This window comes from Dactylosporangium roseum, assembly GCF_025264685.1.
Classification (GTDB): Bacteria; Actinomycetota; Actinomycetes; order Mycobacteriales; family Micromonosporaceae; genus Dactylosporangium; species Dactylosporangium roseum.
Map to the genome: position 1 here is coordinate 5,963,382 of NZ_CP073721.1, position 23,086 is coordinate 5,986,467.

Sequence of the window (23,086 nt, forward strand, 5' to 3'; positions counted from 1 at the left end):
GTGGCCTTGCGCCGCTCGACCGCCCCCCTCCCACCCCTTGCGCACGCCGATCTTGCAGTTGTGGTGCCAGATTTCACCGGATTTATACGGATAAGGCAGGGACCACAACTGCAAGATCGCCGCGAAGCCGGGCCCAGCGGGGGCCGAGCCGGACCAAGCCGGACCAAGCCGAGCCCGAGCCGAGCCCGAGCCCGAGCCCGAGCCCGAGCGGACAGGGCTACAGCAGGTCGAGCGGGTCGATCTGGATCTGGACCGGGTCGGGGGCCTTGCGGGCCGAACGCACTCCGGCCGCCGCCTTGAGCGACAGGGCCAAGGCCCGGCCCGCGGACCGGGCGGTGCGGACCAGCATCCGCTCCTGGCCCTCGGCCGCGACCGGCACCGGGCCGAGCACCTCGGCGCCCGGCGGGAGCTGGGCCGCCGCGAGCAGTTCGGCGACCGCGGTCGGCGCACCGGTCAGCGCCGCGATCCGCACCGCCGGGGGGAAGCCGAGCTCGCGCCGGTCGGCGAGTTCGCGCGCGGCGAGCCAGCCCGGGTCGAAGCGCAGCAACGCCTGTACGACCGCGAGGCCACCCTCGGCCACGACGACCACCTGTCCGTCCCGGCGGGCCAGGGCGGCGGCGGCCATCCAGCGGCGCAGCGCCTCCTCGGTGCCGCGCAGGTCGGCCCGGGTCAGCAGGGCCCAGGTGTCGAGGAGGAGCACCGCCCCGTATCCGCCGTCGGCGACGGGCTCGGCGCCGGGCGTCGACACCACGAGCGAGGCGCCGCCGGGGACCGTGGCGAGCACCTCGTCCCGCCCGGACGTGCGCACGGGGGTGTCGGGGAACGCCCGGGCCAGCTCCTCGGCGGTCCGCCGGGCGCCGATGACGGCGGCCCGCAGGCGCCGGCTGCCGCACTCCGGGCAGGTGTGGTCGGCGGACGGCCGGCCGCACCACCGGCACTCCGGCGCCTGGCTCGCCGAGGGCAGGGAGAGCGGGCCGGAGCAGCGCGCGCAGCGCGACGGCGTGTAGCAGTCCGCGCAGGCGACGACCGGGATGTAACCCCGGCGCGGCACCTGGATCAGGACCGGGGTGCTGCGAGCCAGCGCCTCACGGGCGGCCCGCCACGCGATCGACGGCAGCCGGGCGGCGACGGCCTCGGGCTCCCGCGGGTGGTCGTGCTCGCCGGTCGTCACCACCCGGGGCATGGCCCGTCGCAACACGTCGCGGCCGGCGCTCACCTCGACGGCCCAGCCGGTCTCGATGAGCTGCTGTGCCTCGGCGGTACGGCCGAAGCCTCCGACGATCACCCCGCAGCCGGTCTGCTCGGCGCGGGAGAGCAGGACCTGCCGGGCGTGCGGGTAGGGGGCGCGCGGCTCGGCGTGCAGGTCGTCGCCGTCGTCCCAGATCGCGACCAGACCCAGGTCGGCGACCGGCGCGAACGCCGCGGCCCGGGTGCCGATGACGATCCGGGCACCGCCCCGGGACGCCGCGAGGAACCTGCGGTACCGCTCGGCGGGCCCGAGCGCGGCGGACAGGGTGACGTGGCGCCCGGGGCCGCCGAGCACCCAGGTCAGGGCCGTGTCGAGCCGGTCGAGGTCCCGCGCGTCGGGCACGACGACGAGCGCGCCGAGCCCGCCCGCGAGACCGGCCGCGGCGGCCTCGGCGAGCCGGGCCGGCCAGTCCTCGCCGGGCAGGGCGGTCCACACGGCGCGGGGTGCCCTGCCGTCGCCGAGGGCGCGGACGAGGGCGGCGCCGGCCGTGTACCGGCGCCAGACGCGCGCGTCGACCGGCCCGGTGAACGGCTCGGGCGGCGCCGGCGGCGCGGCAGCCTCGGTGCGGGCGTGCCGGGGCGGCACGGCGAGCCGGAGCACGTCGGAGAGTGTCCCGGCGTAGCGGTCGGCGATGTCACGGGCGAGGGCGACGGTCTCCGGACCGGCGACGACCTCGGGCGAGACGACGCGGTCGAGGAACGCGAGCCGGCCGGCGTGCTCGGAGGCGGCGGCGCGCTCGAGCAGGAAGCCGTCGACGAGCTGCCCCGCGAACCGCACCCGCACCCGCACGCCGGGCCGGGCCGCGACGTCGGCGGCCTCCGGGACGAGGTAGTCGAAGGGCCGGTCGAGGTGCGGCAGCGGGGTGTCGACGCAGACGCGCGCGACCGGCAGCTCGGCGGCGGACCGCTGCTCGGCGGACCGCGTCCGGCCGCCTTTGCCGGTGCGGCCCGCACCCGCCTTTCCGGCGATGCGCTCGGCGGCGGCGCGGGGGTTTTCGGCGATCCGGTCGGCCGGGGGTGTCACCTCGGATTCGGGAAACAGTCCGTCGGAATCCGGGCCGCCATTGTCCGAGAACGGCTCACCTTCCGCCGCCGCCGCCACTGCAATAGACGCATGCCGATTTGCGGCATCGCCGCACGCCTCGGAGGCGACCCCTCGAATAGACGCCGGGCGAACCGTTGCCGAGTGGAAAACATCGTCGTGCGTCGAAACATCAGCGGTGGAAGCCGGCGAATCCCGGGCCCCGAAGAACATTGGCCGACCCGTCCGGTGCTCGGACTGGTCGGCCAACGTCGCGGGACTGGTGCGGGCGCTCAGGCGCCGGCGGCGGACTTCAGCTCCGCCGTGCGGGTGACCTGCTCCCACGTGAAGCCGGGCAGCTCACGGCCGAAGTGGCCATAGGCCGCGGTCTGCTGGTAGACCGGCTTGAGCAGGTCGAGGTCGCGGATGATGGCCGCCGGGCGCAGGTCGAAGACCTCGTTGATGGCCTTCTCGATGCGCTCGACCGGCACGGTCTCGGTGCCGAAGGTCTCGACGAACAGCGAGACGGGGTGGGCCTTGCCGATCGCGTAGGCGACCTGGACCTCGCAGCGGTCGGCCAGGCCGGCCGCCACGACGTTCTTGGCCACCCAACGCGTCGCGTAGGCCGCGGAGCGGTCGACCTTGGACGGGTCCTTGCCGGAGAACGCGCCGCCGCCGTGGCGGGCGTAGCCACCGTAGGTGTCGACGATGATCTTGCGACCGGTCAGGCCGGCGTCGCCCATCGGGCCGCCGATCTCGAAGCGGCCGGTCGGGTTGACCAGCAGCCGGTAACCGTCGGTGTCCAGGCCCAGACCCTCGAGCTCGGGGGCGATGACGTGCTCGCGGACGTCCGGGGTCAGCAGCGACTCGAGCGAGATGTCGGGCGCGTGCTGGCTGGACACGACGACGGTGTGCAGGCGGATGGGGCGCAGGCCGTCGTATTCGATGGTGACCTGGGTCTTGCCGTCGGGCCGCAGGTAGGGGATGGTGCCGTCCTTGCGGACCGCGGACAGGCGGCGGGCGAGCCGGTGCGCGAGCGCGATGGGCAGCGGCATGAGCTCGGGGGTCTCGTTGCACGCGAAGCCGAACATCATGCCCTGGTCGCCGGCGCCCTGAAGGTCGAAGTCGTCCGCGCCGGCACCCTCGCGGACCTCGATCGCCGAGTCGACGCCCTGTGCGATGTCGGGCGACTGGGAGCCGATGGACACGCTGACACCGCAGGAGGCGCCGTCGAAGCCCTTCTTCGACGAGTCGTAGCCGATACCCAGGATGGTCTCGCGGACGATCTTGGCGATGTCGGCGTACGCGCTGGTCGTCACCTCACCGGCGACGTGGACCTGACCGGTGGTGATCAGCGTCTCGACAGCGACCCGGCTGTGTGCGTCCTGCGCGAGGAGCGCGTCGAGGACACCGTCACTGATCTGATCGGCGATCTTGTCGGGGTGACCTTCAGTGACCGACTCTGACGTGAACAGGCGGCGTGCCAATGGTGCTCCTCAGGGGTACGGCGATCGGTTATCAGGCTCCGCCAGAGTGTACGACCTGCTACTCGTACAACGGCAAAGCCCCGGGGCGAAACAACCCGGAACTCTCACCCGGGACGACCATGATCAGGGCAAACGGTCGGCGATCCGGTCCAAAATCCTATCGGCAAGGTCGTCTTTGGACAGTTCGGGCAGTGCGTCGCGACTGCCGTCGGCGCCGAGGATCACCGCCTGGTTGCGCTCGGCGCCGAAGGTCTTGTCGACGCCGACCTCGTTGACCACGATCAGATCGGCGCGCTTCTTCAGCAGCTTTTCGTGACCGTTGGCGACGGCCCGCTCCAGGTCGGCGGTCTCCGCGGCGAACGCGACGAGCACCTGCCCCACGGGCTTGGCCGCGCCCAGCTCGGCGGCGATGTCGGGGTTGGTGACCAGCTCAAGGGTCGGCGCGGTGCCGTCGACCTTCTTGATCTTGCTGGTGACGAACGTCGCCGGTCGGAAGTCGGCCGGGGCCGCGGCCATGACCACCGCGTCCGCCCGCTCCGCCGCCGCGAGCGTGGCCGTCCGCAACTGCTCGGTCGTCTCCACCCGGATCACGTCGGCGCCGGCCGGGTCGGGCAGCGCCACGTTGGCCGCGACCAGCGTGACGCGGGCGCCCCGGGCCACGGCGGCGCGGGCGATCGCATAGCCCTGCTTGCCGGACGAGCGGTTGCCGATGAACCGGACCGGGTCGATCGGCTCGCGGGTGCCGCCGGCGGTGACGACGACGTGCCGTCCGGCGAGGTCCTGGGGCAGGCCGCCCCGGCACAGCAGGCGCGTCGCGACGGCGAAGATCTCGGCGGGCTCGGGCAGCCGCCCCTTGCCGGTGTCGGCGCCGGTGAGCCGCCCGACGGCCGGCTCGAGGACCACGGCTCCGCGCTCGCGCAGGATGGCGACGTTGGCGCGGGTGGCCGGATGCTCCCACATCTCGGTGTGCATCGCGGGTGCGAACAGGACCGGGCAGCGGGCCGTGAGCAACGTGTTCGTGAGCAGGTCGTCGGCGAGGCCGTGGGCGGCCTTCGCGAGCAGGTCGGCCGTCGCCGGCGCGACGACCACCAGCTCGGCCTCGCGGCCGAGGCGGACGTGCGGCACCTCGTGGGCGCCGGTCCAGACGTCGGCGCTGACCGGCTGGCCGGAAAGGGCTGCCCAGGTCGCCTCACCGACGAATGTGAGCGCCGCCGCGGTGGGCACGACCCGCACCCGGTGGCCGGACTCGGCGAGCAGCCGCAGCAGCTCACACGCCTTGTAGGCGGCGATGCCGCCGGCGACGCCGAGCACGACCCGCGGCCGTGCCTCGGCGTGCTGGTCCATGAAGGCCTAGGCCTCGTCGACGCGCTCGGCGGTCAGCAGACCACTGTTGATCTCGCGGAGCGCGATGGAGAGCGGCTTCTCCTGCGGCGTGGTCTCGACCAGCGGGCCGACGTATTCGAGCAGGCCCTCGCCGAGCTGGCTGTAGTAGGCATTGACCTGACGGGCACGCTTCGCCGCGAAGATCACCAGGGCATACTTCGACGTCGTCTTCTCGAGCAGCTCGTCGATCGGCGGGTTGGTGATCCCCTGCGGGTCTGCCACGGTTCCGGCCACGGAAACAACCTCGATACTTTCGCAATTGACGGCTCACGAACCCGCCAACCTTACACCATGAGTGACGGAAGTGACGTGACGCGGGCCTCGGTGTCGCCGTCGACACCCGTTCGTGACCACCCTCCTCGGCAGCGGCTGCGCCCCGGCCGGGCGGTCGTGCCGCCGGCCCGCCGGCACCCGCCGGGCATTCACGCATCGTGATCGGAGTGACGTGATCGGAGTGGTGCTCGTCACGCGCCGGCGCCGGACCGGAACGTTCGACCGGTGGAGAACGTCGACGCGCCCGGGCAGCAGGCCCGGGCGCGTCGAGGTCTCACACTGGTCCGGGGGGACCATCAGGCGGCAGTCACTTGCCGCCCGCGAACTCCCCGAGCAGTGCCTTGCGCTGCTGGTCGCCCAGGCCGCGCAGGCGGCGGCTTTCGGCGATCTTCAGCTTCTCCATGATCTGCGTTGCCCGGATCTTGCCGATGCCGGGCATCGCCTGCAGCACGGCCGAGACCTTGAGCTTTCCGACGACGTCGTCGGACTCCGCACGGTCGATCACGGCGGCAAGCGTCGTCTTGCCCTGCTTGAGTTGCTCCTTCAGCTCAGCGCGAGCCTTTCGGATCTCAGCCGCCTTTTCCAACGCGGCCGCGCGCTGTTCCGGGCTCAGTGACGGGAGCGGCACCAGGTCTCCTCAGGTCCCTTGAAAAAAGTGTTGATGGTGTAGCGCGGGGAAAACTAGCGGTCAGGAGCCATTTCGGCAACGTCAGAGGACAAGATCGACGGCCTGTACCGATTCGATGATCAGGCCGTGACCGTAATTGCGGACACACAGGCGTCACGCGCCCGCTCCGCCGCGGCCCGCAAAGCGGCCACATCCGGTCCGGCGCCGAGGACCTCCCGGGACCACGACGGGAGCACGTTGCGGACGGCGTCGCCGAATACGAGCCGGAGGTCGTCGGGCCGTCCGCCCTGTGCGCCGAGACCGGGCGCGAGGATCGGTCCATTGAGGTTGATCAGATCGTGGCCGGTCGGCCCGACGGTCGCACCGATGACCACGCCGACGTCGCCGAGCGGCCGTGCACCCGCGTTGACCTGCGAAATCTCGTCGATCACGGTCTGCGCGACGGTCCGCCCGTCGGCTGCGACGGCCCGCTGGACCGCGGCGCCCTCGGGATTGGAGGTGAGGGCGAGCACCATCGCGCCGAGGCCGTTCTGCTGGGCTTTCTCGATGATCGGCCGCAGGGAGCCGAAGCCGAGATACGGGCTGACGGTGATGGCGTCGGCGCAGAGCGGCGAGGCCGGGTCGAGGTAGGCGTCGGCGTACGCGGCGGCCGTCGAGCCGATGTCACCCCGCTTCACGTCGAGAAGTACAAGAGCTCCGGCCGACCGCAACTGTCGGATAGTTGACTCCAGCACCGCTATGCCCTGGGAGCCGAAACGCTCATAAAAGGCAGACTGGGGCTTGATCACGGCGACCCGGTCGGCCAGGGCCTCCCCCACCGTCCGACTGAACACTTCCAGACCCTTGACATCGTCGGAGAGGCCCCAGGACGCCAGGAGGGAGGGGTGGGGGTCGATTCCCACGCACAACGGCCCCAGGGCGTCCATGGCGGCCCGCAGACGGGCCCCGAACGGCTCGGTCATCACACACTCCTCGTCGCCGCGACGGCCCGCCGCACGAGGCGCGGGCCGTGGTAGATGAAGCCGGTGTACAACTGGACCAGGCTGGCCCCCGCGTCGAGCATCCGCTGGGCGTGCTCGGGCCGGGTGATCCCGCCCACCCCGATCACCGGCAGCCCGCTCTCCTTGACCACGAACCGCACGACCTCCAGCGCGCGCGCCGCGAGCGGCCGCCCGCTCAGTCCGCCCGGCCCGTCGAACGGCACCGGGCGCTCGATCGTCGTGTTGGTGGCGATGAGCCCGGCGACGCCGAACCCCAGGCACACGTCGAGCAGCTCGCCCAGGGCCGTGTCGGTGAGGTCGGGGGCGACCTTCACCAGGATCGGCCGCCGGGCGTGGTTCTCCGACCGCAGCGCGCCGAGCAGCGCCGACATCTGCGCCTTGTCCTGCAACTGGCGCAGCCCGGGCGTGTTCGGCGAGCTCACGTTGACGGCGAAGTACGCGCCCAGGTCGTACAACAGCCGGAACGACGTGACGTAGTCCTCGACGGCGCCGGTCAGCGGCGTCACCTTCGACTTGCCGAGACTGATCCCCAGCGGGACCGGCAGCGGGCCCAGCGCCCGCAGCCGCGCGGCTAGGGCCTCCGCGCCGGCGTTGTTGAAGCCCATCCGGTTGACGATCGCCTCGTGCTCCGGCAGGCGGAACAGCCGCGGCCGCTCGTTGCCCGGCTGCGCGTGCCGGGTGACGGTGCCGACCTCGACGAAGCCGAAGCCGAGCCGGGGCCAGGCGCGCAGCGCGCGGCCGTCCTTGTCCATCCCGGCGGCGAGCCCGACCGGGTTGGGGAAGTCGACGCCGAACACGGTCCGGCGGGCGCCGGGCGGGCTGTGCGGCCGCCGCACGCCCGGCATCCTCGCCAGCACACCCAGCGTCCGCTCGTGCACCGACTCGGCGTCGCCGCCGGCCCAGCGGAACAGGACCGGACGGACGACGCTCTCGTACACGCTCACCGTGCCTCCGCCTCGGTCCGGCGCCATACGCTCCACACTGTGCCCATCGTGAGCGGCCCTCCGCTTCGCTCCGGACCGCTCACCGCGCCTCGCGCAGGGCGGCGTGCAGCTCCTGCAACGGCCGGACCGTCATCTCGCCGCGCAGGAGCGCCTCGATGCCCATCACGGCGGCCGCCGCGCCGGGCAGTGTGGTGATGCACGGGATGTCGGCGACGACGGCGGCGCTGCGGATCTCGTAGCCGTCCATGCGCCCGCTGGAGCCCTGCGGAGTGTTGATCACCAGGTCGACCTCACCCGAGGCGATGAGCGAGACCGCGTTGCGCGCTCCCTGCCCGGGATCCGCGTAGTGCTTGGGCACGATCTCGCAGGCGACGCCGTACCGGCGCAGGACCTCGCCGGTGCCGGCCGTGGCGACGATCGCGAAGCCCAGGTCGGCGAGGCGCTTGACCGGGAACACGATCCCCCGCTTGTCCCGGTTGGCGACGGTCACCAGCACGGTGCCGGCGGTCGGCAGCGAGCCGTAGGCGGCCGCCTGGGACTTGGCGAAGGCGTGCCCGAAGTACGTGTCGATGCCCATGACCTCGCCGGTGGACTTCATCTCCGGGCCGAGGAGGTTGTCGACGCCCTTGCCCTCGGCCGTGCGGAACCGCTTGAACGGCAGCACCGCCTCCTTCACCGCGATCGGCGCGCCGTCGGGCACCTCACCCCCGTCGCCCTCGGCCGGCAGCAGCCCCTCGGCCCGCAGCTCCGCGATCGTGGCGCCGAGCGCGATCCGCGCCGCGGCCTTCGCCAGCGGCACCGCCGTGGCCTTCGACACGAACGGCACGGTGCGCGACGCGCGCGGGTTGGCCTCCAGGACGTAGAGGACGTCGTCCTTCAGCGCGTACTGCACGTTGAGCAGACCGCGCACGCCGATCCCGCGGGCGATCGCCACCGTGTAGCGGCGGACCTCCGCGAGGTGTACCGCCGCGAGCGTGATCGGCGGCAGCGCGCACGAGGAGTCGCCGGAGTGGATGCCGGCCTCCTCGATGTGCTCCATGACACCGCCGAGGTACACCTCGCCGGTCTCGTCGCACAGCGCGTCGACGTCGATCTCGATGGCGTCGTCGAGGAACCGGTCGACGAGCACCGGGTGCGCCGGGGAGATCTCGGTCGCCCGGCCGATGTAGTCACGCAGCGTCGGCTCGTCGTAGACGATCTCCATGCCGCGGCCGCCCAGCACGTACGACGGCCGGACCAGCACCGGGTAGCCGATCTCGTCGGCGATCAGCTTCGCCTCGGCGAACGTGGTCGCGGTGCCGTGCGCCGGGGACCGCAGACCGGCCTCGGTGAGCAGCTTGCCGAACAGCCCCCGGTCCTCGGCGAGGTCGATGGCCCCGGGCGAGGTACCGACGATCGGCACGCCGGCGCTCTCGAGCCGGTCGGCGAGGCCGAGCGGGGTCTGCCCGCCGAGCTGGACGACGACGCCGACGACACCGGGTCCGCCGGCCGCGCGGCCGGACTCGTCCTCGGCGTGGAACACCTCGAGGACGTCCTCGAAGGTGAGCGGCTCGAAGTAGAGCCGGTCGGCGGTGTCGTAGTCGGTGGAGACCGTCTCCGGGTTGCAGTTGACCATGACCGTCTCGTAGCCCTTGGCGCGCAACGCCATGACCGCGTGGACGCACGAGTAGTCGAACTCGATGCCCTGGCCGATGCGGTTCGGCCCGGAGCCCAGGATGATCACCTTGGGCCGGTCGGACGGCGTGACCTCGGTCTCGTCCTCGTAGGTGCTGTAGTGGTACGGCGTGCCGGCCGCGAACTCTGCGGCGCAGGTGTCCACCGTCTTGTAGACCGGCCGCAGCCCGAGCCGGTGCCGCAGGGTGCGCACGCCGTCCTCGCCGGCGAACTCGGGCCGCAGCGCCGCGATCTGCCGGTCGGAGAGCCCGGCCCGCTTGGCCCGGCGCAGCAGCGGCTCGTCGAGCACGGCCGCGCTGATGATCTCCGCGCGCAGGTCGACGAGCGCGGCGAGCTGGTCGACGAACCACGGGTCGAATCCGGAGGCCGCGGCGACCTCGGCCACGCTGTGCCCCTGCCGCAACGCGCGCTCCGCGGTGTAGAGCCGCCCGTCGTGCGGCACCCGCAGGGCCTCCAGGGCCGGCGTGCCGGTCGTGTCGGGCGTGGTCCAGAAGCCCGCGGCCTTGGTCTCCAGCGAGCGCATCGCCTTGCCGAGCGCCTCGGTGAAGGTACGGCCGAGCGACATCGCCTCGCCCACCGACTTCATGGTGGTGGTGAGCTCGGCGTCGGCGACCGGGAACTTCTCGAAGGCGAACCGCGGGATCTTCACCACGACGTAGTCGAGCGTCGGCTCGAACGCGGCCGGCGTCTTGAGCGTGATGTCGTTGGGGATCTCGTCGAGCGTGTAGCCGATGGCGAGCTTCGCCGCGATCTTCGCGATCGGGAAGCCGGTGGCCTTGCTCGCCAGGGCGCTGGAGCGCGACACCCGCGGGTTCATCTCGATGACGACCAGGCGGCCGGTCCTCGGGTGCACCGCGAACTGGATGTTGCAGCCGCCGGTGTCGACGCCGACCTCGCGCAGCACGGCGATGCCGAGGTCCCGCAGGCGCTGGTACTCGACGTCGGTCAGCGTCATCGCGGGCGCGACGGTCACCGAGTCGCCGGTGTGCACGCCCATCGCGTCGACGTTTTCGATGGAGCAGACGACGACCACGTTGTCGTGCTTGTCGCGCATCAGCTCCAGCTCGTACTCCTTCCAGCCGAGCACGCTCTCCTCGATGAGCACCTCGTGCACCGGGGAGGCGGCCAGGCCGCCGCCCGCGAGCCGTTCGAGGTCCTCCCGCGTGTGGGCCATGCCGGAGCCGAGGCCGCCCATCGTGAACGACGGCCGGATGACCACGGGCAGCCCCAGCTCGGCGACGGTCTCGTGGACCTCCTCCATCGAGTGGCAGACCCGCGACCGCGGGGTCTCGCCACCGGCGCGCGCCACGATGTCCTTGAACAACTGGCGGTCCTCGCCGCGGCGGATGGCGTCGATGTCGGCGCCGATGAGCTCCACGCCGTACTTCTCGAGCACCCCCGCCTCGTGCAGCGCGACGGCGGTGTTCAGGGCGGTCTGCCCGCCGAGGGTGGCCAGCAGCGCGTCCGGGCGCTCCTTGGCGATCACCTGCTCGACGAACTCCGGGGTGATCGGCTCGACGTAGGTGGCGTCGGCGAACTCGGGGTCGGTCATGATGGTCGCCGGGTTGCTGTTGACCAGGCTGACCCGCAGGCCCTCGGCCCGCAGCACCCGGCACGCCTGGGTGCCGGAGTAGTCGAACTCGCACGCCTGGCCGATGACGATCGGGCCGGAGCCGATGACGAGGACATGCCGGAGGTCGGTCCGCTTAGGCATTGGTGTTCATCAACTCCGCGAATCGGTCGAACAGGTAATCCGCGTCGTGCGGCCCCGCTGCCGCCTCCGGGTGGTACTGCACGGTGAACGCCGGGACGTCCAGGCAGCGCAGTCCCTCCACGACGTTGTCGTTGAGGCAGACGTGGCTCACTTCGACGGCCCCGAACTCCGTCTCGACCCGCCCGTCGAGGGGCGCGTCGACGGCGAAGCCGTGGTTGTGGCTGGTGACCTCGACCTTGCCGGTCGTCCGGTCCAGCACCGGCTGGTTGATGCCGCGGTGGCCGTAGCCGAGCTTGTACGTGCCGAAGCCCAGCGCCCGGCCCAGGATCTGACTGCCGAAGCAGATGCCGAAGAGCGGGATGCGTTCCGTCATCACGTTTCTGGCGAGCTCGACCGGGCCGTCGGCGGTCGCCGGGTCACCCGGGCCGGGTGAGAAGAAGACCGCGTCGGCCCCGAGCGCCTTGATCTCCGCGAGCGTCGTCGAGGCCGGCAGCACGTGCGTGGTCACGCCGCGGGCGGCGAGCCGGCGCGGGACGTTGCGCTTGATGCCCAGGTCGATCGCGGCGACGGTGAACCGGTGCTCGCCCCGCGCCGCCACGGTGTACCGCTGCGGCGTGGTCACCTCGGCGGACAGGTCGGCGCCGAGCATCGTCGGCTGCTGGCGGACCCGCTCGAGGAGCCCGGCGCGGTCGTCGTCGACGCTGGACACCCCGACCCGCATGGCGCCGCGCTCGCGCAGGTGCCGGGTCAGGGCACGGGTGTCGATGCCGCTGATGCCGACGACACCCTCGACGGCGAGCCGGTCCTCCAGGCTGCCCGCGGCACGCCAGTTGGAGTAGGACCGCGAGGGGTCACGCACGACGTAACCGGCGACCCAGATCCGGTCGGACTCGTCGTCCTCGCCGTTGACGCCGGTGTTGCCGATCTGCGGCGCGGTCTGCACCACGACCTGACGGTGGTACGACGGGTCGGTCAGCGTCTCCTGGTAGCCGGTCATGCCGGTGTTGAAGACCGCCTCGCCGAACGTCTCACCGATGCTGCCGAAGGCCTCACCCCGGAAGGTGCGACCGTCCTCGAGGACGAGCAGTGCCTCTCTCCGCTTCACCGTATGGTTCACCGCGTGGCCTTTCCGTTCAGTACCGTCGGCTCGCCGCGCAGGTAGGTCGCCACGATGCGGCCGCGCAGTTCCATTCCGGCATAGGGGGTGTTGCGTGACCGGCTGGCGAGGGCCGTCGGGTCGACGGTCCACGTCACGCCGGGGTCGAGGAGCGCGATGTTGGCCGGCTGCCCCACCTCGACCGGGTTGCCGTGGCCGGCCAGCCCGGCGATGCGCGCCGGCGCCGCCGACATCCATTCGGCGATGCGGTCCCACCGCGGTCCCATGGTCTGGGCCACGATCGCCAGCGCCGTCTCGAGGCCGAGCATGCCGGGGCGCGCGTACGCCCACTCGCACTCCTTGTCCTCGACGCTGTGCGGCGCGTGGTCCGTGGCGACGCAGTCGATCGTGCCGTCGAGCAGGCCCGCGCGCAGCGCCTCGACGTCGGTCCGGGTGCGCAACGGCGGGTTGACCTTGAAGACGGGGTCGTAGCCGGTGGCGCGCTCCTCGGTCAGCAGCAGGTGGTGCGGGGTCACCTCGGCGGTGACCCGCCAGCCCTTCGACTTGGCCCAGCGGATCAGCTCGACGCTGCCCGCGGTGGAGACGTGGCAGATGTGCAGCCGCGCCCCGACGTGCCCGGCCATGAGCGCGTCGCGGGCGATGATCGCCTCCTCGGCGACGGCCGGCCAGCCGACGAGCCCGAGCCGTGCCGCGACGTCACCCTCGTTCATCTGCGCGCCGGTGGTGAGCCGCGGCTCCTCGGCGTGCTGGGCGATGACGCCGTCGAACGCCTTCACGTATTCCAGGGCGCGGCGCATAAGCCGCGGGTCGCTGACGCAGTGCCCGTCGTCGGAGAACACCCGGACGCGGGCGGCCGAGTCGGCCATGGCGCCGAGCTCGGCGAGCTGCTCGCCGGCGAGCCCGACGGTGACCGCGCCGATCGGCTGGACGTCGACCAGACCGGCCTCGCGGCCGAGGCGCCAGACCTGCTCGACGACGCCGGCGGTGTCGGCGACCGGGGACGTGTTCGCCATCGCGCAGACGGCCGTGTATCCGCCGAGGGCGGCGGCGCGGGAGCCGGACCGGACGGTCTCGGCGTCCTCGCGGCCGGGCTCGCGGAGGTGGGTGTGCAGGTCCACCAGGCCGGGCAGCGCGATCAGGTCGCCCCGCTTGTCCGGGTCGATCCGCACGATCACTCCGTCCTCGACGTGGATCTCGCCGAGGTGGGTGTCGGGGATGACGGTCATGACTTGCCTCCCAGCAGCAGGTAGAGGACGGCCATCCGCACGGAGACGCCGTTGGCGACCTGTTCGACGATCGTGGAGCGGGCGGAGTCGGCGACCTCGGGCGCGATCTCCATGCCGCGGTTCATCGGCCCGGGGTGCATGACGATCGCGTGCTCCGGCAGGCGGCGCATCCGCGGCACGTCGAAGCCGTACCGGCGGGCGTATTCGCGCTCCGACGGGAAGTACGCCTGGTTCATGCGCTCCCGCTGGACCCGCAGCATCATGACGACGTCAGACTCGGGCACCACGGCGTCGAGGTCGTAGCTCGTCCGCGCCGGCCACGCCGCCACGCCGACCGGCAGCAGGGTCGGCGGCGCGACGAGCGTCACCTTCGCGCCCAGGGTGTGCAGGAGCTGGACGTTGGAGCGGGCGACCCGCGAGTGCAGCACGTCGCCGACGATGGTGACGTTGAGGCCGGCGAGGCGCTTGAGGCGGCTGCGCATGGTGTAGGCGTCGAGCAGCGCCTGCGTCGGATGCTCGTGGGTGCCGTCGCCGGCGTTGACCACGCTGCCCGCCACCCAGTTCGCCAGCCGGTGCGGCGCGCCGCTGGCCGGGTGCCGGATGACCACCGCGTCGGCGCCCATGGCCTGCAGGGTCAGCGCGGTGTCCTTGAGGCTCTCGCCCTTGGACACGCTGGAGCCCTTGGCGGAGAAGTTGATGACGTCGGCGGAGAGGCGCTTCGCGGCCGCCTCGAACGAGATGCGGGTCCGGGTGGAGTCCTCGTAGAACAGGTTGACCACCGTGCGGCCGCGCAGGGTCGGCAGCTTCTTGACCTCACGCGCGGCGAGGCCGGCCATCTCCTCCGCGGTGTCCAGGACCTGGGTGGCGGTCGCCGCGTCCAGGTCGGCGGCGCTGAGCAGGTGCTTGATCATGCCTTCCGCTCCTTCGGCTGGATGAGCACGGCGTCGGTACCGTCGTGCTCGGCGGTCAGCACCCGCACGTTCTCGTCGATCGAGGTGGGGATGTTCTTGCCGACGTAGTCGGCCCGGATCGGCAGCTCGCGGTGGCCCCGGTCGACGAGCACCGCCAGTTGGACGGCGCGCGGGCGGCCAAGATCCTTGAGCGCGTCGAGCGCGGCGCGGACCGTGCGGCCGGAGAAGAGCACGTCGTCGACGAGGATCACCCGGCGGCCGTCGAGCCCTCCGGGCGGGATCTCGGTGTGACCAACCGCACGGGTGGCGTGAAGGCGAAGATCGTCCCGATAGAGCGTGATGTCCAACACACCGACGGGGATCTCGGTGCCTTCGAACGTGGCGATCCGGGTGGCCAGCCGCCTGGCGAGCGGAACACCCCGGGTAGGTATGCCCAGCAGGACAGTTTCGGCCGCACCGGACGTCTTTTCCAGAATCTGATGGGCAATCCGGTCGACCACCCGGGCGACATCTGCCGCCGTTAGGATGGTTTTTCCCAGCTCAGCGCCGGTTGTCGCGGACGACAAACCAGACCTCCTTCCCCGCCTCACCGGACGGGTCGTTAAAGGACGTCGAACGGCAACAACCCTAACAACCGTCCTGACCAGGGCAACGGAAGGGTCTCGACCACTTGACCACGCGTCAGATGCCAGTTACGGTCACGCTCCGTAGCGATTGCTGGGGAAACCCCTCAGGCCAGTGACTGGGAGTGTCCGTATGCCGTCTGAATACGCCAAGTCTCTTGGTGCTCGCCTGCGTTCCATCCGACAGCAGCAGGGGCTGTCTCTGCAGGGTGTCGAGGAGAAGTCGGCCGGGCGCTGGAAGGCCGTCGTCGTCGGTTCCTACGAGCGCGGCGACCGTGCCGTCACCGTCTCGCGCCTCGCCGAGCTGGCCGAGTTCTACCGCGTCCCCGTCGCCGAACTGCTCCCCGAGGGCAGTGGCGTGCGTCACGAGCCCACCAACAAAATCGTCCTCGACCTGGAGCGCCTCTACGACGCCGGCGCCGAGGACCTGGCCTACGTGGCACGATACGCGCGGGCCATCCAGCAGCAGCGGGGCGACTACAACGGCCGCGTGCTCTCCATCCGTGCCGACGACCTGCGCGCCCTGGCGATCGTCTACGACGCTTCGCCGTCGGGCCTGGTCGAGCGCCTGAACGAGCACGGTGTGCTGGTCACCGACCCGCGCAGCCTGTTCCAGAGCTGACGTCCTTCGAGAGGGGCCGCCGCCGGCGGCCCCTCTTTCGCCGCTCAAGTTGACCTTGGTGGATTTCGGGGTCCATGACCACAGAAACCCACCAAGGTCAACCACGCTTTCCACAGATCGCGCCCGCGGGCCGACAGCCGACCACTCGAACTGGCAGGGTCACGGCGTGACCTGGAACTCGGCGGAGCGCGAGCCGCCGCGGAGCGACGATCCGTTCGAGCACCTGCTGTTCCGTCAGCACCAGGTGGTCTCCCGGCGGCAGGCGCTGCGCCACCTGTCAGAGAACGCGCTGCGCCACCGCCTCGCCTCGGGTCGCTGGCAGCATCCGCACCGGGCGGTGTATGTGGCCCAGACCGGCGCCCTCGACGTCGGGCAACGGCGCTGGATCGCCGTGCTGGCGACGCGCGGCCTGCTCGCGGGCTTCAGCGCGCTGGAGGCGCTCGGCCTCAAGCACTACGCGAAGCACCGGACGCAGATCCTGGTGCGGTCCGGCCGCAAGCTCGTGCCGCCGCCCGACACCGTCGTGTACCGCACCCTCCACCTGCCGTTCGAAGACACGCTGCGGACCGCCGCGCCGCCCTCGACCTCGGCGGCCAGGTCGCTGGTCGACGCCGCCCAGTGGGCCCGGGACGACGCCGAGGCTGTCGCCGTGATCGCCGCGGGCTTCCAGCAGCGGCTCGTGGCCACCGACGACGTGCACGTGACGCTCGACCGGATGCGTGGTGTGCGGCGGGAGCGGCTCATCCGCGACGCGGCGGAGGACGCCCGCGGCGGTTCGGAGTCGATCTCCGAGGTCGACTTTCTCCGGCTCTGCCGCAGGCACGGGCTGCCGGAGCCGTCCCGGCAGGTGGTCCGGCTCGACAGCCGGGGCGGCAAGCGCTACCGCGACGTGCTCTTCGACGAATACGGCGTGCACGTCGAGGTCGACGGAGGGCAGCACATGGAGGTCCGGGCCTGGGTCGGCGACATGCGGCAGCACAACGACGTCGCCATCGCGGGCGGCAGGCTGCTGCGCTTCTCGGCGTGGCAGGTGCGCCGCGAACCGGCGGACGTGGCCCGCCAGGTCCGCGCGGCCCTGGTCGCGGCTGGCTGGCGGCCGTAGCCGCGTCGACCTTGGTGGAATTCCGTGGTCCTGGGCACGGAGAACGACCAAGGTCAACTTCAGGTGGCGTAGTCGGCGATCCGGCCCAGAATGCCGTTGAGGAACCTTGGGGAGTCGTCCGTCGACAGGGTCTCGGCGAGTTCCACCGCCTCGGTGATGGCCACCGGGTTGTCGATCTCGTCGTTGTACAGCAGCTCGTACACCGCGATGCGGGCCAGGTTGCGGTCCACCACCGGCATGCGGTCGAGCGTCCAGCCCTCGGCGTAGCTCGACAGCAGCTCGTCGATGCGGGCCGCGTGCGACTCGACCCCCTCGACCAGGCGAATCGTATACGGCAGGTAGGCCGGCTTCGGCTCCTCCAGGTTCGCGACGTAGGCCGTCAGGACCGACCCGCGCGGCTCACCGCGCAGGTCGGCCTGGTACAGCACGTCGAGGGCGCGCTTGCGGGCCTTCCGCCGCGCGGTCATCTGCGCGGTGACGTCGCCGCCGAGGAAGGAACCCCCAGAGAACGACACGATGATCAGGCCCGGCCCAGGTAGCGGCTGTCGCGCGTGTCGACCTTGATCTTCTCACCCGTCGAGATGAACAGCGGGACGTTGACGGTGGCGCCGGTCTCCACGGTCGCGGGCTTGGTGCCGCCGGTGGACCGGTCGCCCTGCAGGCCCGGCTCGGTGTAGGTGATCTCGAGGATCACGGAGGTCGGGAGCTCGACATACAGCGGGACGCCCTCGTGCGTGGCCACGATCACCTCGGCCTCGGGCAGCAGGAACTTGGTGCCCTCGCCGACCGTGCCGCCCGGGACGGAGATCTGCTCATACGTCTCCAGGTCCATGAAGACGTAGTCCTCGCCGTCGGCGTAGAGGTACTGCATCGTGCGCTTGTCGACGGTGGCCGTGTCGACCTTGGTCCCCGCGTTGAACGTGCGGTCGACCACCTTGCCGGAGAGCACGTTCTTCAGCGTGGTCCGCACGAACGCGCCGCCCTTGCCCGGCTTGACGTGCTGGAACTCCACGACGGTCCAGAGGTCGCCGTCGAGGTTGAGCACCAGGCCGTTCTTCAGGTCGTTCGTGGTTGCCATGTGGATAGACGTCACTTTCGTCGATTGGTCCGTGCGGCGTCCGCCGGCGGAAAAAGCCCGGTGCAGTGTACCGGCAATACGGAAATTGGCCCGAAGCAGTGTACCGACCGGGGTGACACGCTGCCGGCGTGCCCGGGTGAGACGCCCGACCGCACCACCAACCGTACCCTCGGCGTCGCCGGAGGTGTCGCGATCGCCGTCGGCGGTCCGGGGTCGTCCGGAGGCGGTCGTCGCCGCGGTGATCGGCACCGCGGCCGGCCCGCTCTACCTCAGGTTGCGCCCGCCGCCGCCCGCGCCGGCGACGTCCTGAAACGCCTCGGCCAGCAGCTCGTCGGACGGCCCTTCGAGGGTGCCCGGCTCGGCGAGCCCGTCGAGGACCACGAACCGCAGCAGCGCGCCGCGGGCCTTCTTGTCGACCCGCATCGCCGCGTGCAGCTCCGGCCACGCGTCGGCCGGGTAGGTCACCGGCAGGCCGAGCAGCTCGACCACCGCGCGGTGCCTGTCGGCGACCTCGGGCGCGAGCCGGCCGGTCAGGCGGCCCAGCGCGGCGGCATACACCAGGCCGACGCTGATCGCGTGGCCGTGCTTCCAGCGGTACTGCTCCCGCCGCTCGATCGCGTGCCCGAGCGTGTGCCCGTAGTTGAGGATCTCGCGCAGGCCCGACTCGCGCAGGTCCGCGGACACCACGCGCGCCTTCACCGCGACCGCCCGCTCGACCAGCTCCGGCAGCACCGTCCCGCGCGGGTCGAGCGCCGCGGCCGGGTCGGCCTCGACGAGGTCCAGGATCGCCGGGTCGGCGATGAACCCGCACTTGACGACCTCGGCCATCCCGGCGCGCAGGTCGCCCTCCGCCAGGGTGTCCAATGTGGACAGATCGCAGACGACCCCGGCCGGCGGGTAGAACGCGCCGACGAGGTTCTTGCCGGCGGCCGTGTTGACGCCGGTCTTGCCGCCGACGGCGGCGTCGACCATGCCGAGGAGGCTCGTCGGCACCTGCACGACGCGCACGCCCCGCAGCCAGCACGCGGCGACGAAGCCGGCCAGGTCGGTCACGGCACCGCCGCCCACGCCGACGACGGCGTCGGACCGGGTGAACGCGGCGGCGCCGAGCTCGTCCCAGCAGCGCGCCGCGACCGAGATGTCCTTGCCGGCCTCGGCGTCGGGGATCTCGATCGGCAGCACGGCGTGCCCGGCGCCGCGCAGGGCCTCCGCGACCGCGTCGGCGTGGCCGCGGACCGGCCCGGCGTAGAGCACGGCGACCTGGGCGGCGCCCTTCACCAGCGGGGGCACCCGGTCGGCGAGGGACCGGCCGATCTCGACCGAGTAGTCCTTGACGTCGATGAGGGTCACAGCTTCGCCACCAGCTCCGCCGTGATCTCCTCCGGGCCGCGCCCGTCGGTCACCACCGTCACGGTGGCCACCTCCTCGTAGAGCGGCCGGCGCTGGTCGAGCAGGTACTTCAGCGTCGCCCGCGGGTTGATCGCCAGCAGCGGGCGGCCCGCGCCGAGCCCGACCCGGGAGACGGCGTCGGAGAGCTCCACCGACAGGTACACCACCGTGTGCCCGGCCAGCAGTTCCCGGGTGGCGGGCGCCAGGACCGCGCCGCCGCCGAGCGCCAGCACGCCGTCGAACGACGCCAGCGCCGAGGCGACCGCCTCCCGTTCGAGGGCGCGGAAGTGATCCTCGCCGTCGTCGAAGAAGATCTCCGGGATCGGCTTGCCGGCGGCGGCCTCGATGTCGGCGTCGACGTCGCGGAACCCGACGCCCAGCGCCTCGGCGAGCAGCCCGCCGACGGTCGTCTTGCCCGCGCCGGGCGGGCCGACGAGCACGGCGCGCGGGCTCACCGGATCACCAGGTGCTCGAGGTAGCCGGCGACGTTGCGGCGGATCTCCGCGACCGAGTCACCGCCGAACTTCTCGAGCGCGGCCTCGGCCAGTACCAACGCCACCATGGCCTCCGCGACGACGGCGGCGGCGGGCACCGCGCAGACGTCGGAGCGCTGGTTGATCGCGGTCGCCGGCTCGCCCGTCGTGACGTCGACGGTCTGCAACGCCCGGTTGAGCGACGAGATCGGCTTCATCGCGGCCCGCACGCGCAGCGGCTCGCCGGTCGTGATCCCGCCCTCGAGGCCGCCGGCGCGGTCGGTGACCCGCCTGACCCCGTCGGCCGTGTTGATGATCTCGTCGTGCGCGACCGAGCCGCGGGAGCGTGCCTGGGTGAACGCGTCCCCGATCTCGACGCCCTTGATCGCCTGGATCGACATGAGGGCGGTCGCCAGGCGGGCGTCAAGCTTGCGGTCCCATTGCACGTGGCTGCCGAGGCCGGGCGGCACGCCGTACGCCAGCACCTCCACGATGCCGCCGAGCGTGTCGGCGTCCCTCTTCGCCGCGTCGACCTCCTCGACCATGCGCGCGCTCGCGTCGGGGTCGAGGCAGCGCAGCGGGTCGGCGTCGATCCGCTCGAAGTCCTCCGGGCGGGGCAGCAGGCCGGGCTTGGCGGCGACGGAGCCGAGCTCGATGACGTGCGAGACGATCTCGACGCCGAGCGCCTGGCGAAGCAGCGCCTTGGCGACGGTGCCGACCGCGACCCGCGCGGCGGTCTCCCGGGCGCTGGCCCGTTCGAGGATCGGGCGGGCGTCGGTGTGCCCGTACTTCTGCATGCCGGCGAGGTCGGCGTGGCCGGGCCGGGGCCGGGTCAGCGGCGCGTTGCGGGCCTGCGCGGCGAGCACCTCCGGGTCGACCGGGTCGGCCGCCATGACCGTCTCCCACTTGGGCCATTCGCTGTTGCCCACCCGGACGGCCACCGGGCTGCCGAGCGTCAGCCCGTGCCGGAGGCCGCCGACGAACTCGACGACGTCCTGCTCGAAGCTCATCCGCGCGCCGCGGCCGTAGCCGAGGCGCCGACGGGCCAACTCTGCCGCCACGGACGCGCTCGTCAGCTCGATCCCGGCGGGCACGCCCTCCAGGATGGCCACGAGCGCCGGGCCATGGGATTCTCCAGCGGTCAACCAGCGCAACACACGGGCAAGTCTGTCACGGCGCCGTCACACGGGGGCTGACAGGGCCGCGCGCATCTCACCCACTGGCGCCTTGACGCCGGTGAACAACTCGAACTGGTCGACCGCCTGCCACAGCAGCAGGTCGAGGCCGGACACGATCGCGCAGCCGGCCGCCTGGGCCGCCGCGGCGAGCGGGGTCGGCCACGGATCGTAGATCGCGTCGAACACGACCGGCCGGCCGGACCAGTCGGCGACGGCGAGGTGGTCGGCGGCACCCTTCGGCACGGTGGAGATCACGACCGGCGCCGTGGCGCACTCGTGCGCCTTCTCCCAGGGTGCGGCGTCGAGCGCGACGTCGAGGGCGTCCGCGACCGGCCGCAGCTCCTCGGCCGCCTCCGGGCGCCGGGTGTAGATCGTCACGTCGGCGGCCAGACTGGCGGCGGCCGCGATCGCCGCCCGCGCGGTGCCGCCGCCGCCGAGCAGCGCCAGGCGCGGCGTCCGGGACACTCCCGCCTCCAGCAGCGCCCGGACCATACCCGGGGCGTCGGTGTTGTAGGCGTGCCACCCGTACGGCCGGCGGACCAGCGTGTTCGCCGCGCCGATCGCCTGTGCGAAGGGGTCGGCGAGGGCCGCGACCCGCAGCGCCTCCTCCTTCAGCGGCATGGTCAGCGACAGGCCGGCCCACTCCTGGCCCAGCCCGTCGACCAGGCCCCGCAGCTCCGCTTCGCCGCAGTCGATCGAGGTGTACGTCCAGTGCCGCAGGCCGGCAGCCGCATAGCCGGCGTTGTGCAGCGCCGGGGACCTGGAGTGGCCGACCGGGCGGCCGAGAACAGCCGCCCGGCGGGTGGCGTCAGTAGGCACCGTTCTTCTTCGCCGTCTCGATGTTGCGCAGGTGCTGGTTGTAGTCGTCGGTGAACGCCGAGTTCTTGTCCTTGTCGATCAGCACGAAGTAGAGCCACTTCTCGTTGGGCGTCGGGTTGAGCGCCGCGCTGAGCGCTTCCTTGCCCGGGTTGCCGATCGGCCCCGGCGGGAGGCCCGCCTGCCCGTACGTCCGGTACTCGTTCTTCGGGTCGGTGAGCTCGGCGGTGGTCAGGTTGTGCTTGCGGGGCATGCCGTTGAGCTCGCGCCAGTAGTTGGTGGTGGAGTCGAACTCGAGGTTCATCGGCGGCTTCTTGTTGAGCCGGTTGTAGATGACCCGGGAGACCTTCGGCATGTCGGCGACGGTGCCCGCCTCGGCCTGCACCAGCGAGGCGTTGATGAGCGCCGCGAACGGCATCAGGTCCTTGCCCTGCGCCACGTTGACGATGTCGAGCTCCTGGGCGACGGCCATGAACCGGGCGATCATCTTCTTGAGGATCGCGGTGGCGTCGTCGGACGGCCCGAACTCGTAGGTGTCCGGGAAGAGGAAGCCCTCGACGGTCCGGTTGACCTTCTTGTTGTCGGTGCGGTTGAACCAGAAATCCGGCACGCCCAGCGCGATCGGGTCCTTGGCCGCGGCGGCGAAGTCCTCGACCTTGATGCCGGTCTGCTTGGACAGCGCCTCGAAGGTTCCCTTGATCGTCAGCCCTTCCGGGATCGTCACCCGGTCGACGACCTTGTTCTTCGCGTCGGCCAGCAGGGAGAGCGCGTCGGCGGCCCGCATCTGCTTGCGCAGCTTGTAGAAGCCCGGCTGAATCTTCTTGCTGCGCTCCTCGTTCTTCTTGGCCGCCTCGACGAACGCCTTGGTGCTCTTGACCACGCCGGCGTCCAGCAGGGTCTGGGCGATCTCCAGCGCGGTCTCGCCCTTCTTGACCTCGACCGTCACCGCACCGCTGCCTCCCCCGTTGTAGTCGGGGGCGGCGAACAGGTCCTTGACGCGGTCGACACCCGCATACACACCGACCGCGAGACCGCCGATGACCAGCAAGCTGATGAAGAAGGCGAGGAAGGTCTTTCCGCCGCGTCCCTTCTTCTTCCTCCTGGCGGGTCCGGAAGCGGCGCGGCGCCGGTGTCGCGGCCGCTCCTCTTCCTCCCACGCCAGATCCAGCTCGTTCATC

Annotated in this window: 22 protein-coding genes; 3 read left to right on the forward strand and 19 right to left on the reverse strand. The window is 71.9% G+C overall.

What is annotated here, in order from left to right; translation table 11 throughout:
* Window positions 1-217: 217 nt before the first annotated feature.
* From Drose_RS27880 to rpoZ, 4 genes are all read right to left on the reverse strand, one after another.
* The gene (locus Drose_RS27880) at window positions 218-2,140 is read right to left on the reverse strand and encodes a primosomal protein N' (protein ID WP_260729825.1); all 1,923 of its coding nucleotides are present in this window, start codon (window positions 2,138-2,140) and stop codon (window positions 218-220) included.
* A 422-nt stretch (window positions 2,141-2,562) separates the two neighbouring features.
* Window positions 2,563-3,756: a methionine adenosyltransferase gene (gene metK / locus Drose_RS27885; RefSeq protein ID WP_260724276.1), complete on the reverse strand. Its 1,194-nt coding sequence runs from the start codon at window positions 3,754-3,756 to the stop codon at window positions 2,563-2,565.
* A 123-nt stretch (window positions 3,757-3,879) separates the two neighbouring features.
* Window positions 3,880-5,100, reverse strand: coding sequence for a bifunctional phosphopantothenoylcysteine decarboxylase/phosphopantothenate--cysteine ligase CoaBC (gene coaBC / locus Drose_RS27890; protein ID WP_260724277.1), 1,221 nt, complete (start codon window positions 5,098-5,100; stop codon window positions 3,880-3,882).
* Window positions 5,101-5,106: 6 nt separating this feature from the next.
* A complete protein-coding gene (gene rpoZ / locus Drose_RS27895; RefSeq protein ID WP_260724278.1) occupies window positions 5,107-5,373 on the reverse strand; it encodes a DNA-directed RNA polymerase subunit omega in 267 nt (88 codons plus the stop codon).
* A 57-nt stretch (window positions 5,374-5,430) separates the two neighbouring features.
* On the opposite strand from rpoZ, the gene Drose_RS27900 reads away from it, so the two are divergent.
* Window positions 5,431-5,574, forward strand: coding sequence for a hypothetical protein (locus Drose_RS27900; RefSeq protein WP_260724279.1), 144 nt, complete (start codon window positions 5,431-5,433; stop codon window positions 5,572-5,574).
* Window positions 5,575-5,719: 145 nt separating this feature from the next.
* Here the strand turns inward: Drose_RS27900 and mihF are convergent, their stop codons facing one another.
* The 8 genes from mihF to pyrR all read right to left on the reverse strand — a co-directional run bounded on the left by mihF (window position 5,720) and on the right by pyrR (window position 15,193).
* The gene (gene mihF / locus Drose_RS27905) at window positions 5,720-6,040 is read right to left on the reverse strand and encodes an integration host factor, actinobacterial type (RefSeq protein ID WP_190253177.1); all 321 of its coding nucleotides are present in this window, start codon (window positions 6,038-6,040) and stop codon (window positions 5,720-5,722) included.
* A gap of 119 nt (window positions 6,041-6,159) precedes the next feature.
* Window positions 6,160-7,002, reverse strand: coding sequence for an orotidine-5'-phosphate decarboxylase (gene pyrF, locus Drose_RS27910; protein ID WP_260724280.1), 843 nt, complete (start codon window positions 7,000-7,002; stop codon window positions 6,160-6,162).
* Window positions 7,002-8,012 (reverse strand): quinone-dependent dihydroorotate dehydrogenase, encoded by a 1,011-nt coding sequence (locus Drose_RS27915; protein WP_390891246.1) that lies wholly within the window; start codon window positions 8,010-8,012, stop codon window positions 7,002-7,004. The genes pyrF and Drose_RS27915 overlap by 1 nt, the downstream gene beginning before the upstream one ends.
* A 52-nt stretch (window positions 8,013-8,064) precedes the next feature.
* The gene (carB, locus tag Drose_RS27920) at window positions 8,065-11,373 is read right to left on the reverse strand and encodes a carbamoyl-phosphate synthase large subunit (protein ID WP_260724282.1); all 3,309 of its coding nucleotides are present in this window, start codon (window positions 11,371-11,373) and stop codon (window positions 8,065-8,067) included.
* Complete coding sequence (gene carA / locus Drose_RS27925) at window positions 11,366-12,478, reverse strand: glutamine-hydrolyzing carbamoyl-phosphate synthase small subunit (protein ID WP_260724283.1); 1,113 nt, start codon at window positions 12,476-12,478, stop codon at window positions 11,366-11,368. The genes carB and carA overlap by 8 nt, the downstream gene beginning before the upstream one ends.
* Window positions 12,479-12,486: 8 nt before the next feature.
* On the reverse strand, window positions 12,487-13,716 hold the full coding sequence (locus Drose_RS27930; RefSeq protein ID WP_343871477.1) for a dihydroorotase: 1,230 nt from the start codon (window positions 13,714-13,716) through the stop codon (window positions 12,487-12,489).
* The gene (locus tag Drose_RS27935) at window positions 13,713-14,627 is read right to left on the reverse strand and encodes an aspartate carbamoyltransferase catalytic subunit (protein ID WP_260724284.1); all 915 of its coding nucleotides are present in this window, start codon (window positions 14,625-14,627) and stop codon (window positions 13,713-13,715) included. The genes Drose_RS27930 and Drose_RS27935 overlap by 4 nt, the downstream gene beginning before the upstream one ends.
* Window positions 14,624-15,193 carry a bifunctional pyr operon transcriptional regulator/uracil phosphoribosyltransferase PyrR gene (gene pyrR, locus Drose_RS27940; protein ID WP_313899938.1) on the reverse strand — a complete coding sequence of 190 codons (570 nt, stop codon included), beginning with the start codon at window positions 15,191-15,193 and terminating at the stop codon, window positions 14,624-14,626. The genes Drose_RS27935 and pyrR overlap by 4 nt, the downstream gene beginning before the upstream one ends.
* Before the next feature lie 190 nt (window positions 15,194-15,383).
* On the opposite strand from pyrR, the gene bldD reads away from it, so the two are divergent.
* Window positions 15,384-15,872, forward strand: a complete 489-nt coding sequence (gene bldD / locus Drose_RS27945) for a transcriptional regulator BldD (RefSeq protein ID WP_033356835.1) — start codon at window positions 15,384-15,386, stop codon at window positions 15,870-15,872.
* A 166-nt stretch (window positions 15,873-16,038) separates the two neighbouring features.
* A complete protein-coding gene (locus Drose_RS27950; protein WP_260724285.1) occupies window positions 16,039-16,974 on the forward strand; it encodes an endonuclease domain-containing protein in 936 nt (311 codons plus the stop codon).
* A 59-nt stretch (window positions 16,975-17,033) separates the two neighbouring features.
* Here Drose_RS27950 and nusB read toward each other — a convergent pair whose 3' ends face one another.
* The 7 genes from nusB to mltG form a co-directional block, all read right to left on the reverse strand.
* Window positions 17,034-17,441: a transcription antitermination factor NusB gene (gene nusB, locus Drose_RS27955; RefSeq protein WP_260729827.1), complete on the reverse strand. Its 408-nt coding sequence runs from the start codon at window positions 17,439-17,441 to the stop codon at window positions 17,034-17,036.
* Between the two features lie 53 nt (window positions 17,442-17,494).
* Window positions 17,495-18,052, reverse strand: coding sequence for an elongation factor P (efp, locus tag Drose_RS27960; RefSeq protein ID WP_260724286.1), 558 nt, complete (start codon window positions 18,050-18,052; stop codon window positions 17,495-17,497).
* Between the two features lie 264 nt (window positions 18,053-18,316).
* On the reverse strand, window positions 18,317-19,402 hold the full coding sequence (gene aroB, locus Drose_RS27965; RefSeq protein WP_260724287.1) for a 3-dehydroquinate synthase: 1,086 nt from the start codon (window positions 19,400-19,402) through the stop codon (window positions 18,317-18,319).
* Window positions 19,399-19,896, reverse strand: a complete 498-nt coding sequence (locus Drose_RS27970; RefSeq protein ID WP_260724288.1) for a shikimate kinase — start codon at window positions 19,894-19,896, stop codon at window positions 19,399-19,401. Before Drose_RS27970 ends, aroB begins: the two co-directional genes overlap by 4 nt.
* Complete coding sequence (gene aroC / locus Drose_RS27975; RefSeq protein ID WP_260724289.1) at window positions 19,893-21,071, reverse strand: chorismate synthase; 1,179 nt, start codon at window positions 21,069-21,071, stop codon at window positions 19,893-19,895. The genes Drose_RS27970 and aroC overlap by 4 nt, the downstream gene beginning before the upstream one ends.
* Window positions 21,072-21,095: 24 nt before the next feature.
* Window positions 21,096-21,911, reverse strand: a complete 816-nt coding sequence (locus tag Drose_RS27980; RefSeq protein WP_260724290.1) for a shikimate dehydrogenase — start codon at window positions 21,909-21,911, stop codon at window positions 21,096-21,098.
* Complete coding sequence (gene mltG / locus Drose_RS27985; RefSeq protein ID WP_260724291.1) at window positions 21,901-23,085, reverse strand: endolytic transglycosylase MltG; 1,185 nt, start codon at window positions 23,083-23,085, stop codon at window positions 21,901-21,903. The genes Drose_RS27980 and mltG overlap by 11 nt, the downstream gene beginning before the upstream one ends.
* Window position 23,086 lies beyond the last annotated feature (1 nt).

Bases quoted from the DNA above. Each gene is read 5' to 3' on its own strand.
- coaBC (WP_260724277.1), bottom strand. From the start codon at position 5,100: ATGGACCAGCACGCCGAGGCACGGCCGCGGGTCGTGCTCGGCGTCGCC.
- Drose_RS27900 (WP_260724279.1), top strand. From the start codon at position 5,431: ATGAGTGACGGAAGTGACGTGACGCGGGCCTCGGTGTCGCCGTCGACA.
- pyrF (WP_260724280.1), bottom strand. From the start codon at position 7,002: ATGACCGAGCCGTTCGGGGCCCGTCTGCGGGCCGCCATGGACGCCCTG.
- Drose_RS27915 (WP_390891246.1), bottom strand. From the start codon at position 8,012: ATGGCGCCGGACCGAGGCGGAGGCACGGTGAGCGTGTACGAGAGCGTC.
- carB (WP_260724282.1), bottom strand. From the start codon at position 11,373: ATGCCTAAGCGGACCGACCTCCGGCATGTCCTCGTCATCGGCTCCGGC.
- Drose_RS27930 (WP_343871477.1), bottom strand. From the start codon at position 13,716: ATGACCGTCATCCCCGACACCCACCTCGGCGAGATCCACGTCGAGGAC.
- Drose_RS27935 (WP_260724284.1), bottom strand. From the start codon at position 14,627: ATGATCAAGCACCTGCTCAGCGCCGCCGACCTGGACGCGGCGACCGCC.
- bldD (WP_033356835.1), top strand. From the start codon at position 15,384: ATGCCGTCTGAATACGCCAAGTCTCTTGGTGCTCGCCTGCGTTCCATC.
- nusB (WP_260729827.1), bottom strand. From the start codon at position 17,441: ATGACCGCGCGGCGGAAGGCCCGCAAGCGCGCCCTCGACGTGCTGTAC.
- efp (WP_260724286.1), bottom strand. From the start codon at position 18,052: ATGGCAACCACGAACGACCTGAAGAACGGCCTGGTGCTCAACCTCGAC.
- mltG (WP_260724291.1), bottom strand. From the start codon at position 23,085: ATGAACGAGCTGGATCTGGCGTGGGAGGAAGAGGAGCGGCCGCGACAC.